Here is a 12,211-nt window from a genome sequence, read left to right on the forward strand (position 1 = left end):
ATGCCTGCCATCCGGCTCGCGCGAGCGCGCAAGCCGCGTCGTCGTCGCTACGCGAGGTCCGCCAGGTACGGCCACGGATAAATGCCGCGGGCATGGCCGTCGCCGAACACGAAGCGGATACCGTAGCCGAGCGCTTCCACGCCGTCGAGCGTCAGGTCGGGCCGCGCGTCGACGTGGCCGCCGTCGAGCCGGATCTTTCGGCATTCCGCGCATGGGCAACCGCCGCGCAATTGCGCATAGTCGATACGTTGCGACGCGCCGTCGGACCAGCGCAGCGTCAGTGTGCGCGCCGGGTGATCGAGTGCGATTTCGATCGGCGCGATCATCGCGACGCCTCGTCGACCTGGCCGATCGCTATCCGCACGGCCTTGCGGACTTCGGGGTCGCGATCGTCGAGCGCAGCGCTCAGCGCGGGCAGCGTCGCCCGGTCGCGCAATTCGCCGAGCGCGAGCGCGGCTTCCTTGCGCAGGTTGCTGATCGCATGCGAGAGCAGCGCGACGACGGCCGGCGCCGCAGCCGCATCGCGCAATTGCCCGAGTGCGCGCGCGGCGCGCAGGCGCACCTGCCAGTAGTCGTCGTCGAGCGCGGCGACGAGCGGCTCGCGTGCGGTCGCGATGCGCAGCTTGCCGAGCGTGGTCGCCGCTTCCTCGCGCACCTGCCATTCGGCGTCACGCAGCGCCGCGAGCAACGCGGTGACGACGGCGGCGTCGCCCGCCGCCGCAAACCCGATCGCGCCGACCGCGGCGCGCCGCACGTCCGCATCGGCGTCCGTGGTCGCGATGCGGGCGAGCGGCGCCAGCGCGCGGCCGTCCTTGAGCCAGCCGAGCACGACGACCGCCTCGGCGCGTACGGCCGCGGTGCACGCGTCGAGCGCACGCAGCGCGGGCGCGAACGCGCCGGGGTCGCGCAACTCGCGCAAGCCGCGCAGCACGGCGCCGCGTACGAACGGCTCGGGCCGGTCGGCCCATCGGCACAGCACGGCGCCCGATGCCGCGTCCTTCAGTTCGGACAGGCTTTGCGCGGCCGTCGCGCGCACGCTGTCGTCCGGATCGAGCAGCGCGTGGCACAGCGCGTCGACGACATCGGGCTGCTCCCACGCGTCGAGCACGCGCGCGGCCTCGCTGCGTACGTCGGCGGACGGATCGTCGCGCAGCGCCGCGACGAACGACGGCACGAGTTCGGGCGCCTCGAGATCGGCGAGTTCGAGCAGCGCGATGCGGCGCACCGATGCATCGCCTGCGGCGAGGCGCGCGACGAGCGCGGCATGATCGGCGGCCGGCACGCCGGGCAGCGGGAAAGCGGAAGAAGAAGCGGTCATGGAAAAAAGTCGGTACGGTGAATGGGCAGGCACGGGCTCAGGCGGCGTCGCGCAGCAGCGCGAGGCAGCGGCGCTTGATCTCGACGAACGCGGGTTCGGTCGTGCTGTCGTCGGTGCGGGGCCGCGCGAGCGGCACGCGGATGTCGGCGACGATGCGTGCGGGCCGCGGCGACAGCATCAGGATGCGGTCGCCGAGAAACAGCGCTTCCTCGATGTCGTGCGTGACGAACAGCACGGTCGTGCCGATGCGCGACCAGATATCGAGCAGCAGCGTCTGCATCATCCGGCGCGTCTGCGCGTCGAGCGCACCGAACGGTTCGTCCATCAGCAGCACGCGCGGCCGGTTGATCAGCACGCGGGCGATCTCGACGCGCTGCTGCATGCCGCCGGACAGCTGCGAAGGGTAGTGCGCGCCGAAGCCGCCGAGCCCGACGAGTTCGAGCAGCTCGGCCGCCTCGCGGCGGCGCTCGTGCGCGGGCGCGCCCTTCATCTTCAGGCCGAACGCGACGTTGTCGATCACGCGCTTCCACGGAAACAACGTGTGCTGCTGGAACACGAGCCCGCGATCGGGATGCGGGCGGTCGACCGGTTCGCCATCGACGACGATCTCGCCGTGCGTGGCCGCGACGTGGCCGGCGAGCGCGCCGAGCAGCGTCGATTTTCCGCAGCCGGACGGCCCGAGCACGCAGACGAATTCGCCGGGCGCGATATCGACGTCGAGCGCATCGAGCGCCGCGAAGCGCGCATGAGGCGGGCCGAGTTCGATCGTCAGCGCACGCACGCCGACACGGCCGGGAGCGGGTGCGGTAATCTCGGCGGTGCTCATGACCGGCCTCCACGCGGCGCGTACCACGGCGTGAGCACCGCGCCGATCCGCTTGACGAGCAGGCTGCTGCCCATCCCGAGCAGGCCGATCAGCGCCATGCCGACCACGATGTCCGGGTAGTTCTGCAGCGTATAGGACTCCCATGTGAAATAGCCGATGCCGTACTGGCCCGCGATCATCTCGGCCGTGACCAGGCAGAACCACGCGGTGCCCATCCCGATCGACAGGCCGGTGAAGATCGACGGCGCGGCGCCGGGCAGGATCACTTCCGCATAGAGCGCGAGGCCGCGCGTGCCGAGGCTGCGCGCGGTCGCGACGAGCCGCGGGTCGACGGCTTCGGCGCCGTGCACGGTATTGAGCAGGATCGGGAACAGCGCGCCGACGAACGTGATGAACATCATGCTCAGCTCGGACGATGGAAACATCAGGATCGCGAGCGGAATCCACGCGACGGCCGGAATCGGCCGCAGCATCTCGAGCGGCGGCAGCAGCGTGTCCTCGAGCGCGCGATAGCGGCCGATCGCGAGCCCGAGGCCGATGCCGGCGAACGCCGCCGCGACGAAGCCGGCCAGCACGCGCGTGATGCTCGCGAACAGATGCATCGGCAGCTTCGGCGATTGCAGGAACGAGGCCAGCGCGGGGCCCACGTCGGCCGGCGCGGGCACGTTCGCGAACGTGACGATGCCGAGCGACAGCCGCCAGTGGACGGCCGCCTGCCACAGCGCGATGCAGGCGGCGAGCGATGCGATGCGCCACGCGCGGCGGCGCATCGGTGTCGGGCGGCGGCGCGCGGCGGAATGCGGCGAGCGGGCGTCGGCGGCGCGCGGTGCGTCGGCGTGACGGCGTTTGACGAGGTCGAGGGTGGCAGCCATGCGGGAGTCCGGTGTCGACGAATGGAAAGAGAAGGGCGCGATGCTCAGCGCGCGGCGAGCGCCTGCGCGGTGACGGTCTTCGCGGCCGCGTAGTCGACCACCGCGCCCGATACCTGCTGCGCGTACGCATCGGCGCCCGACTTCAGCAGGAACGCGGTCAGCACGCCGTGTGCGTCTTTCACGTACCACGCCTGGTCGGCGAACAGCTTCAGGCCGCTGCCGTGGTCGTGCACGAACACCGCGCGCACCTTCGCGGACGGGCCGAGCTTGCCGAGCGCCGCAAAGGCGGCTGCGGGGCTCGCATAGTGACGCACGGCTTCGTCGCCGGCGAGCCAGACCTGCGCGACGTCGTTGAAATCGCGGATCGGCTTGCCGGTCGACGCATCGTTCGCGACGAGCGGCTGCTTGCCGTAGTGTTTCAGCGCCGCGTCGTAGTCGAGCCCGGACGCCTTGAACGCCGCGCGGATATAGCGATCGTCGACGAACGTCGCGGGGTCGGGCGCGGAGTCGGTCTTCTTCAGCAGCTTCAGCGTATCGATCGCCGTCGCGACCGCTTGCCGGTATTCGGGCTTCCACGTCAGGTCGCGGGTCTGGATGCCGAGCGGCCCGTGATACAGGTAGTCGACCGGCGCCTCGATGCCGGTGACTTTCTCGATCAGCAGGCTGTACTTTTCGGGATTCTGCGCGAGCAGGCGGTTCGCTTCGATCGCGGCGCGCAGATAGGCCACCACGATTTCCGGATAGCGCTGCGCGTAGTCCGCGTCAACGAGCGCGCCATGGAAAGTCGGCGCGTGGGTCTGCGCGCCGTCGTAGACCTTGCGCGCGATGCCGCGGTACGGGAACAGGTCGGCGAACGGCACGAAGTCCGCATGCGCGTCGATCTTGTTCGCCTTCAGCGCGCTGCCGGCCACTTCCGGCGCCTGCGTGACGATGTTCACGTCGGTGTCGGGGTTCCAGCCCTGGGCCTTGATCGCGCGCAGCAGCATGCCGTGCGCGGTCGACGCGAACGGCACCGAGATCGTCTTGCCCTTCAGGTCGGCCAGCCCGCGCACCGTCGAATTCGTCGGCACGACGATCCCGTTGCCGCTGCCGTCGATGCTGCCGTCGAGCACCGTGATGAACACGCTCTTGCGGCCGGCCTTGCGAAACGCCGCGCCGTTCAGCGCGCCGGGGAAATCGGCCATCGCGCCGAAGTCGAGCTTGCCGGCGACCATCTCGTTGGTCAGCGGCGCGCCGGACGTGAAGTCCTTCCACTGCACGTCGTACTTCACGTCCTGGTACTTGCCGGTGCGCGGCAGGTACTTGTCGAGCAGATGCAGTTCGCGGATCAACAGGCCGCCGGTCGCGCAGTTGATCGTCGTGTCCTGCGTGCCGATCGCGACGCGGATCGTCTCCGCATGCGCGAAACCGGCGGTCGCGACCGCGAGCGACGCGGCGAGCAGGTGAAACATCCGTAGCGTGGTGTTCATGTGTCGTGAGTCCGGTAGGGGGAAGCGGGGCGCGGGTCGGCGCGCCGTGTCAGCGCAGCAGGTAAGGGATGTCGACCTTGACCGCGCCGGTCGGGCAGTCGCGTTCGCACGGCATGCAGTACCAGCATTCGTCGAACTGCATATAGGCCTTGCCCTTGGTGACGTCGATCGCGAGCAGGTCGAGCGGACACACGTCGACGCACACGGTGCAGCCCTTGTCGGCGATGCACAGCGACTCGTCGATCGTCACGGGCGCGCTGCTGCGCTGGAAGATGTCGTGCGGGGTATGGGGCATGGCAAGGTTCCTCAAAGGGCGGCCGCGAGCGGGGCCGGTTCGCGGATGCGCAACTGCGCATAGGCGCCGCGTTCGTCGTCGGCGAGTGGCACGACGTACGGTTCGACCGGCCGCTTCTCGCTGCGCATCGCGCCCGCGGCGTCCTTGCGCAGCCACGTGTGGCAGAACCATTCGGCATCGTTGCGGTGCGGAAAATCGACGCGGTGGTGGTACAGCCCCCAGCGGCTTTCGGTGCGGAACAACGACGCGCGTGCGGCCATTTCCGCGCAGTCGCGGATCGCGCGCACTTCGGCCGCGCGCATCAGCTCGTGCGGGTTGTCGGCCTTTATTTCTTCGATATCCTCAATAATTCCGTCAAAACGTTGCAGCCCGATTTCCATCTTGCGCGTCACTTTCGGCGGTTGCAGGTAGTCGTTCACCATGCGGCGCAGCTTGTACTCGACCTGCGCCGGCGCCAGCCCGCGCTCGCGCAGCAGCGGCGCGAGCACGCGGGTACGCTCGGCATCGACCTGTTGGTCGTCCACCGGCGCGTGGTCGCGGCCGGCCACGTCATCGGCCGCGTTTTGTCCGGCGAACCAGCCGTACGTGAATGCGCCGAGCATGTAGTTGTGCGGGACGGCCGCCATGTCGCCGGCTGCGTACAACCCCGGCACGGTCGTCTCCGCGCGTGCGTTCACGTACACGCCCGATGCGCTGTGGCCGCTGCAGAAGCCGATTTCGGAGATGTGCATCTCGACCATCTGGCTGCGGTAGTCGGTGCCGCGCCCGGCATGGAAGCGTCCACGGCTCGGCCGTTCGTTGGTATGCAGGATCTGCTCGATGGTTTGGATCGTTTCTTCCGCGAGATGGTCGAGCTTCAGGAACACGGGGCCGTTGCCGCTCTGCAGTTCCTGGTAGAACTCCCACATCATCTGGCCGCTCCAGTAGTCGCATTCGATGAAGCGCTCGCCCTTGCCGTTCGCGGTGAAGCCGCCGAGCGGGCCGGTCACGTACGCGCAGGCCGGGCCGTTGTAATCCTTGATCAGCGGATTGATCTGGAAGCATTCGAGGTTCGCGAGTGCGGCGCCCGCGTGATAGGCCATCGCATAGCCGTCGCCCGCGTTGGTCGGGTTCTCGTACGTGCCCATCAGGTAGCCCGATGCCGGCAGGCCGAGGCGGCCGGCCGCGCCGCAGCAGAGGATCACCGCCTTCGCGCGGATCACGTGGAAGTCGGCGGTGCGGCAGTCGAAGCCGAGCACGCCGCTCGCGCGGCCCTGCGCGTCGGTCAGCACGCGCGTCGCGACGATCCGGTTCGTGATCGCGATGCGGGCGCGCTTCAGTTGCCGGTACAGCACCTTCTTGATGTCGTGGCCTTCCGGCATCGGCAGCACGTACGAGCCCATGTGGTGAACCTTCTTCACCGCGTAATCGCCGGTGCCGTCCTTCTCGAACTTCACGCCCCAGCGGTCGAGCTGCTCGATCGTCGTGAAGCTGTGCGTCGCGTATGCGTACACGGCCTCTTGATCGACGATCCCGTCGTTGGCGATCGTGATCTCGCGCGTGTATTGCTCGGGCGTCGCATGACCGGGAATCACCGCGTTGTTCAGGCCGTCCATCCCCATCGAGATCGCGCCGCTGCGTTTCACGTTGGCCTTCTCGAGCAGCAGCACGCGCAGCGACGGATCGCGCTCCTTCGCCTTGATGGCCGCCATCGGGCCGGCCGTGCCGCCGCCGACCACGACGATGTCGTATTCATGCACATGGGTATTCATCGCGGGTTCCTTGCAGGTTTGCGCGCCTTCTGCCGGTCGACGCGCAACCGGTACTGGAAGGCGTCGCCGCGGAAGTAGAGGTATTCGTAGTCGATCGGCGCGCCCGACGCGTCGTGCGTGAGGCGTTCGATGCGCAGCACGGGGCTGCTTTCCTCGACGTGCAGCGCGTCGACGATTTCGTCGTCCGCGAGGATCGCGTCGATCGACACGTCGGCATGGCCGAGCGGGATGCCGCAGTCGTTCTCCAGGATCAGGAAGATGTCGCGGGTCGCGAGATCGGCGCCGGCGAGGCGCTTGCCGAGCGCTTCCGGCACCCAGGTCTGTTCGAGCGACACGGGTTCGCGGTTCAGCAGCCGCACGCGATGGATCTCGACGAGCGGCGCGCCTTCGGGCACGTTCAGCTTCGTCGCGAGATGGCGATCGGCCTTCACCGTGCGCAGGCTGCGCAACTGGTTGACGATCTCGTAGCCCATCGACGACATCGCCTCGGCGAACCCCTGCAGCGACGTCACGTTCTGGAACGCCTTCGGCTTCGACACGAACGTGCCCTTGCCGTGCAGCTTGAACAGCAGGCCTTCCTTCTGCAGGTCGCCGAGTGCCTGGCGCACTGTGATGCGGCTGACGTCGAACATCGCGCAGAGCTCGTGCTCGGACGGCATCCGGCTGTGCGGCGCGTAGGTGCCGTCGAGGATGCGTGCGCGCAGCGTGTCCTTGATCTGCACGTAGAGCGGGGCCGCGGACAGCGGCACGACGTTGGGTGGGGGCATCGGTCAACTTGTTATGACAAGATGGGACGAGTGTAGCCAGCGCGATGGCGCGCCCCAACCAACTATTTGTGATTTCGAATTTCCGGTTGCGGAAAAGCGGGGCGGCAGGCGGCGCGGCGAGCGGGTGATCCGACCCTTGCGAGCCGTGCGCAATCGTCGACAATAAAAAAGCGCGGTTTCGTGCGCCGCGCGTGTCGATTTCCCGCTGCGTCGCCCGTCGTATCGATATCGACCGGGCAGTGCGCCGCGCCAGGCGGCCGCCACCCGGCTTCCGCGATTGGCGCAACGAACGAGGAGAGACCCCATGACACGCCACATGCCGGATTCCCGATACCGCTGGGTGATCGTCGCCGCGGGCGGCCTGATGGGCTGCGTCGCGATCGGCGCGATGTTTTCGTTACCGGTGTTCCTGCGATCCATTGCGCGCGATACGGGCTGGTCGATGACCGGCATTTCCGCCGCGATGACGCTCGGTTTCATCGCGATGGCGTTTGCGAGCATGGCGTGGGGCAGCCTGTCGGACCGCGTCGGCACGCGGCCGGTCGTGATCGCGGGCGCCGTGCTGCTGTCGGCGAGCCTGGCGCTGGCGAGCCGCGCGCCGTCGCTGCTCGTGTTCCAGCTGACCTTCGGCCTGGCCGTCGGCAGCGCGACGGCCGCGATATTCGCGCCGATGATGGCGTGCGTGACCGGCTGGTTCGACACGCACCGCAGCCTCGCGGTGTCGCTGGTGTCGGCCGGCATGGGGATGGCGCCGATGACGATGGCGCCGCTCGCCGCCTGGCTCGTGTCGGTGCGCGACTGGCGCACGTCGATGCTGCTGATTGCCGCGCTGGCGGCCGCCGTGATGATTCCGGTGTCGCTGCTGGTGCGCCGGGCGCCCGCGCTCGACGCGGCCCCCGCGCACGCGGCGCCTGCGGCCGGCGGCGCGCCCGCCGCGATGTCGGTCGCGGATGCGCTGCGCTCGCCGCAGTTCATGGTGCTGCTGCTGACCAACTTCTTCTGCTGCGCGACGCATTCCGGCCCGATCTTCCATACGGTCAGCTACGCGGTGACCTGCGGGATTCCGCTGATCGTCGCGGTGTCGATCTACAGCGTCGAAGGGCTGGCGGGGATGGGCGGCCGGATCGCGTTCGGGCTGCTCGGCGACCGCCTCGGCGCGAAGCGCATGCTGGTGGCGGGGCTGCTCGCGCAGGCGCTCGGCGCGCTCGGTTACTACTTCGTGCGCACGCTCGACGGCTTCTACGCGGTCGCGACGCTGTTCGGCTTCATCTATGCAGGCGTGATGCCGCTGTATTCGGTGCTCGCGCGCGAGAATTTCCCGCTGCGGATGATGGGCACCGTGATCGGCGGCTGCGCGATGGCGGGCAGCCTCGGGATGGCCACGGGCCCGGTCGCGGGCGGGCTGATCGTCGATGCGTTCGGCAGCTACGGCTGGCTGTACCTCGGGTCGTTCGCGATCGGGATCGGCGCGTTCCTGATCGCGACGATGTTCCGCCCGTTCGCGAAAGCGCGGCCGGAAACGGTGACTGCGTAATCGGGCCACGTCATCGAATGCGACGGCGGAAGTGGCGGCGGTGGGCGTTTTCGCCGGGTCGACAGGGGTCGATCGTCTCGTCGCGAATTAAAAAATGGGTCCGGGCAGCGCATGCGTTTGGAAGCGTGCGAACGGCGCTCAGCCTGCTGCGGCGCAGCAGAGCGGCAACTGACGGCGATCGGCGCGCATGCGCAGCGATTCGGCCCCTAAAAAACGCAATATCGAGCATATATTCGAAGGGCCTGTCATACCGGCGTCACCCTGCTAGAATTCGGCCTGCCGCATTGTTCCGATTGACTGATGAGATTGCTTGACGCCCTGGTCGAACAACGTATTGCCGCCGCCGCCGCGCGGGGCGAGTTCGACGATTTGCCGGGTACCGGCGCGCCGCAGGCGCTGGATGACGACCTGCTCGTGCCCGAGGAGGTGCGGGTGGCCAACCGTATCCTGAAGAACGCGGGCTTCGTGCCGCCGGCCGTCGAGCAACTGCGCGCGCTGCGCAATCTGCACGACGAAGTGCAGGCGGTCAGCGACCGTGCCGCGCGTTGCCGGCTGCAGGCGAAGATCCTCGCGCTCGACATGGCGCTGGAGTCGCTGCGCGGCGGCCCGATGGTGATGCCGCGCGACTACTGCCGGCGCATCGCGGAACGCCTGTGCGAGCGCGGGCTCGACGACGCGTCCGCCGAAGCGGGGACGATGTGACGTCCGACGCGCTGCACGACGCAGCCCGCTCGGCAGCCGCCCCGGCCGCTGAACCCGTCGCCGATTCTCCCGTTCACGAAGCCGCGCCCATCTCGGCGCGCGACCTCCATTTCATGCGTCTTGCGCAAGCCGCCGCCGAAGAGGCGCGTGCGGCCGGCGAAGTGCCGGTCGGCGCGGTGCTCGTGCGCGGCGACGAAGTGATCGCACGCGGCTTCAACCATCCGATCGGCGGGCACGACCCGTCCGCGCATGCCGAAATGGCCGCGCTGCGCATGGCCGCGCAGCAGTTGCAGAATTACCGGATGCCGGGCTGCGAGCTGTACGTGACGCTCGAGCCGTGCCTGATGTGCGCCGGCGCGATCATGCACGCCCGCATCGCGCGGGTCGTCTATGGCGCGGCCGACCCGAAGACGGGCGCGTGCGGCAGCGTGATCGACGCATTCGCGAATCCGCAGTTGAACCACCACACCGAAGTGACGGGCGGCGTGCTCGCCGACGAATGCGGCGCCGCGCTGAAGTCGTTCTTCGCCGAGCGCCGTCGCGCGTTGCGCGAGGCACGGCTCGCCCGCGACGCCGAATCCGGCGCGTCATAGTCGCCGCCGCCGCGCCCGTCGTTCCGGGCGCGCACGGTTTCCGTGAACCGGACCCGGTTCGGACCCTCTAAGCAGGTTTGACGATCCCGATACCTTTCGCCATGTCCTTCCAGCCCGCCGCGTCCTACACCATCCGCCTGCTGGCGCCGTCCGGCTATCCGCACGACCCCGACGCGATCAATCGCGCGCTCGAGCGCCTCAGCACCGCGCAGCAGCGCATCGAGAACATCGAGGCGACGCAGCGGCGCTTCCAGCGCTTCGGCGGCACCGATGGCGAGCGCGCAGGCGACCTGAACCGCCTCGCGGATCCCGAGCGGCCGCTGCCGGACATCGCGCTCGCGGTGCGCGGCGGCTACGGCGCCGCACGCATTCTGCACGGGCTCGACTATCGCGGCCTCGAGCGCCGGCTGCGCGACCAGCCGGTCGCGCTCGTCGGTCACAGCGACTTCACGGCGATCCAGCTGGCGCTGTATGCGAAGGCGCGCATCAAGACGTTCGGCGGCCCGATGCTGTCGGCCGACTTCGGCGCCGAAACGCCGAGCGACTTCACGATGCGGCATTTCTGGCAGACGCTGACGCAGCCGAGCACGACGATCGTCGCCGACGCACCGCAGGTGCAGGCGGTGAACGTGACCGGCACGCTGTGGGGCGGCAACCTCGCGATCCTCACGTCGCTGGTCGGCACGCCGTACATGCCCGACATCGAGGGCGGCATCCTGTTCATCGAGGACGTCAACGAGCAGCCGTTCCGGATCGAGCGGATGATCTATCAGCTGCATTTGTCGGGGCTGCTCGCACGCCAGCAGGCGCTCGTGCTCGGCCAGTTCACCGGCGCGCGGCCGTTCGAGTACGACAACGGCTACGACATGCAGGCGATGATCGACCAGGTGCGCGCGGTGGTCGGGATTCCGGTCGTCACGGGGCTCCAGTTCGGCCACGTGCCCGACCTGCTGACGCTGCCGTTCGGCGCGCAGGCCCAACTGGTCGCGAATGCGCACGGGTTCCGGCTCACGGTGTCGGACTATCCGCATCTCGGCTGATGCCGGCGCGATCGATCGAAAGGCGGGTTTTCCCGCCTTTTTCTTCATGTAAACGCGCAACTAACGGTCCATATTTTTCGTCGACGTCCACGCGACTTTCGCCCGTCTGTGCACCATTTTTGTCAACAAAATGGCCGGAAGGGTATACGACGAGAAGGGCCTCCGTATTGCCTGTCAGGCTTGTCGTGCATGGAATTCGTGCGCACTGCACCGAATGGAGACATGCCGGCGCACGCCGATTGTGCGGAATCCTGCAAAAGAATTGTTGACAATCTTTATGTCCGCCCTAGGATGAGGACCATCACACGATGCAGATCATGAACGAGCCCGATTCCTCTCCGTCCGGTGCAGCCGGTCCCGAAGCGATCGCCGAGCGCATCCGCACGGCGATCCTCGAGCATCGGCTCGCGCCCGGCGCGAAGCTGACGGAGGCGCAGCTCTGCGACGTGTTCGGTGTGAAGCGCGGGACGATCCGCCAGGCGCTCGCGCAGCTCGCGACCGACAAGCTGGTCGACCTCGAGCCGAACCGCGGGGCGTTCGTCGCGAGCCCGACGCTGCAGGACGTGCACGAAGTGTTCGAGATGCGCCGGATCATCGAGCTGGCCGTGGTCGAGCGGCTCGCCACCGGCCCCGGCGCCAGGCGCTTGAAGGGCGTCGCCGCGCTGATCGACAAGGAGCGCAAGGCGTTCGAGCGGCACGACTTCGCCGCGTGGATCCGGCTGTCGGGCGAATTCCATACGGCGCTCGCGACGCTGATGGGCAATGCGACGCTCAGCGAGTGCCTCGAAGGGCTCGTCGCACGCTCGACGCTGATGTCGGCGCTGTACGAATCGCACGGGCGCAGCCCGTGCTCGTGCGACGACCACGACGAGATCCTCGCCGCGCTGGAGGCGGGCGATCCGAAGCAGGCGGTGACGCTGATGGCGCGCCACCTGCAGCATGTCGAACTGAAGATGCTGGACCGGCCCGCGCAAGGGCAGGTCGATTTGCGCGAAGTGTTCGGCGGCGCCTGAGCGGCGACGCGAACCCGGCCGCGCGCCACAG

Annotated in this window: 13 protein-coding genes; 5 read left to right on the forward strand and 8 right to left on the reverse strand. The window is 68.5% G+C overall.

Annotated features, from left to right (window positions below; all coding sequences use genetic code 11):
* Positions 1-47: 47 nt before the first annotated feature.
* The 8 genes from H0X95_RS02110 to H0X95_RS02145 are packed head-to-tail and all read right to left on the reverse strand — an operon-like array spanning position 48 to position 7,298.
* Positions 48-326: a gamma-butyrobetaine hydroxylase-like domain-containing protein gene (locus H0X95_RS02110; protein ID WP_048989274.1), complete on the reverse strand. Its 279-nt coding sequence runs from the start codon at positions 324-326 to the stop codon at positions 48-50.
* Complete coding sequence (locus H0X95_RS02115) at positions 323-1,318, reverse strand: HEAT repeat domain-containing protein (protein ID WP_059720670.1); 996 nt, start codon at positions 1,316-1,318, stop codon at positions 323-325. Before H0X95_RS02115 ends, H0X95_RS02110 begins: the two co-directional genes overlap by 4 nt.
* Before the next feature lie 37 nt (positions 1,319-1,355).
* On the reverse strand, positions 1,356-2,144 hold the full coding sequence (locus H0X95_RS02120; protein WP_059720669.1) for an ABC transporter ATP-binding protein: 789 nt from the start codon (positions 2,142-2,144) through the stop codon (positions 1,356-1,358).
* Positions 2,141-3,016, reverse strand: a complete 876-nt coding sequence (locus H0X95_RS02125) for an ABC transporter permease (RefSeq protein WP_006495577.1) — start codon at positions 3,014-3,016, stop codon at positions 2,141-2,143. Before H0X95_RS02125 ends, H0X95_RS02120 begins: the two co-directional genes overlap by 4 nt.
* A 44-nt stretch (positions 3,017-3,060) precedes the next feature.
* Positions 3,061-4,485, reverse strand: coding sequence for an ABC transporter substrate-binding protein (locus H0X95_RS02130; protein WP_034201595.1), 1,425 nt, complete (start codon positions 4,483-4,485; stop codon positions 3,061-3,063).
* Positions 4,486-4,534: 49 nt separating this feature from the next.
* Positions 4,535-4,780, reverse strand: coding sequence for a 4Fe-4S dicluster domain-containing protein (locus tag H0X95_RS02135; RefSeq protein ID WP_006490846.1), 246 nt, complete (start codon positions 4,778-4,780; stop codon positions 4,535-4,537).
* A gap of 11 nt (positions 4,781-4,791) precedes the next feature.
* Positions 4,792-6,531 (reverse strand): fumarate reductase/succinate dehydrogenase flavoprotein subunit, encoded by a 1,740-nt coding sequence (locus H0X95_RS02140; protein ID WP_006490842.1) that lies wholly within the window; start codon positions 6,529-6,531, stop codon positions 4,792-4,794.
* Positions 6,528-7,298 (reverse strand): GntR family transcriptional regulator, encoded by a 771-nt coding sequence (locus tag H0X95_RS02145; protein WP_006490849.1) that lies wholly within the window; start codon positions 7,296-7,298, stop codon positions 6,528-6,530. The genes H0X95_RS02140 and H0X95_RS02145 overlap by 4 nt, the downstream gene beginning before the upstream one ends.
* 316 nt (positions 7,299-7,614) lie before the next feature.
* On the opposite strand from H0X95_RS02145, the gene H0X95_RS02150 reads away from it, so the two are divergent.
* From H0X95_RS02150 to H0X95_RS02170, 5 genes are all read left to right on the forward strand, one after another.
* Entirely contained in the window at positions 7,615-8,832 is a 1,218-nt protein-coding gene (locus H0X95_RS02150) for an MFS transporter (RefSeq protein WP_034201597.1), read from the forward strand.
* A gap of 300 nt (positions 8,833-9,132) precedes the next feature.
* Positions 9,133-9,534 (forward strand): DnaJ family domain-containing protein, encoded by a 402-nt coding sequence (locus H0X95_RS02155; protein WP_006490221.1) that lies wholly within the window; start codon positions 9,133-9,135, stop codon positions 9,532-9,534.
* Entirely contained in the window at positions 9,531-10,127 is a 597-nt protein-coding gene (gene tadA, locus H0X95_RS02160) for a tRNA adenosine(34) deaminase TadA (protein ID WP_006495582.1), read from the forward strand. Before H0X95_RS02155 ends, tadA begins: the two co-directional genes overlap by 4 nt.
* Before the next feature lie 101 nt (positions 10,128-10,228).
* Positions 10,229-11,167: a muramoyltetrapeptide carboxypeptidase gene (gene ldcA, locus H0X95_RS02165; protein ID WP_006490211.1), complete on the forward strand. Its 939-nt coding sequence runs from the start codon at positions 10,229-10,231 to the stop codon at positions 11,165-11,167.
* 308 nt (positions 11,168-11,475) lie between these two features.
* Positions 11,476-12,180, forward strand: a complete 705-nt coding sequence (locus tag H0X95_RS02170) for a GntR family transcriptional regulator (RefSeq protein WP_006490206.1) — start codon at positions 11,476-11,478, stop codon at positions 12,178-12,180.
* Positions 12,181-12,211 lie beyond the last annotated feature (31 nt).

The sequence above is a fragment of the Burkholderia sp. 9779_493 genome, from assembly GCF_015712215.1.
Taxonomy (GTDB): domain Bacteria; phylum Pseudomonadota; class Gammaproteobacteria; order Burkholderiales; family Burkholderiaceae; genus Burkholderia; species Burkholderia cenocepacia.

Coding starts and splice junctions, on each gene's coding strand:
- H0X95_RS02120 (WP_059720669.1), bottom strand. CDS start 2,144: ATGAGCACCGCCGAGATTACCGCACCCGCTCCCGGCCGTGTCGGCGTG.
- H0X95_RS02125 (WP_006495577.1), bottom strand. CDS start 3,016: ATGGCTGCCACCCTCGACCTCGTCAAACGCCGTCACGCCGACGCACCG.
- H0X95_RS02115 (WP_059720670.1), bottom strand. CDS start 1,318: ATGACCGCTTCTTCTTCCGCTTTCCCGCTGCCCGGCGTGCCGGCCGCC.
- H0X95_RS02170 (WP_006490206.1), top strand. CDS start 11,476: ATGCAGATCATGAACGAGCCCGATTCCTCTCCGTCCGGTGCAGCCGGT.
- H0X95_RS02130 (WP_034201595.1), bottom strand. CDS start 4,485: ATGAACACCACGCTACGGATGTTTCACCTGCTCGCCGCGTCGCTCGCG.
- H0X95_RS02145 (WP_006490849.1), bottom strand. CDS start 7,298: ATGCCCCCACCCAACGTCGTGCCGCTGTCCGCGGCCCCGCTCTACGTG.
- H0X95_RS02110 (WP_048989274.1), bottom strand. CDS start 326: ATGATCGCGCCGATCGAAATCGCACTCGATCACCCGGCGCGCACACTG.
- H0X95_RS02150 (WP_034201597.1), top strand. CDS start 7,615: ATGCCGGATTCCCGATACCGCTGGGTGATCGTCGCCGCGGGCGGCCTG.
- ldcA (WP_006490211.1), top strand. CDS start 10,229: ATGTCCTTCCAGCCCGCCGCGTCCTACACCATCCGCCTGCTGGCGCCG.
- H0X95_RS02140 (WP_006490842.1), bottom strand. CDS start 6,531: ATGAATACCCATGTGCATGAATACGACATCGTCGTGGTCGGCGGCGGC.
- H0X95_RS02135 (WP_006490846.1), bottom strand. CDS start 4,780: ATGCCCCATACCCCGCACGACATCTTCCAGCGCAGCAGCGCGCCCGTG.
- H0X95_RS02155 (WP_006490221.1), top strand. CDS start 9,133: ATGAGATTGCTTGACGCCCTGGTCGAACAACGTATTGCCGCCGCCGCC.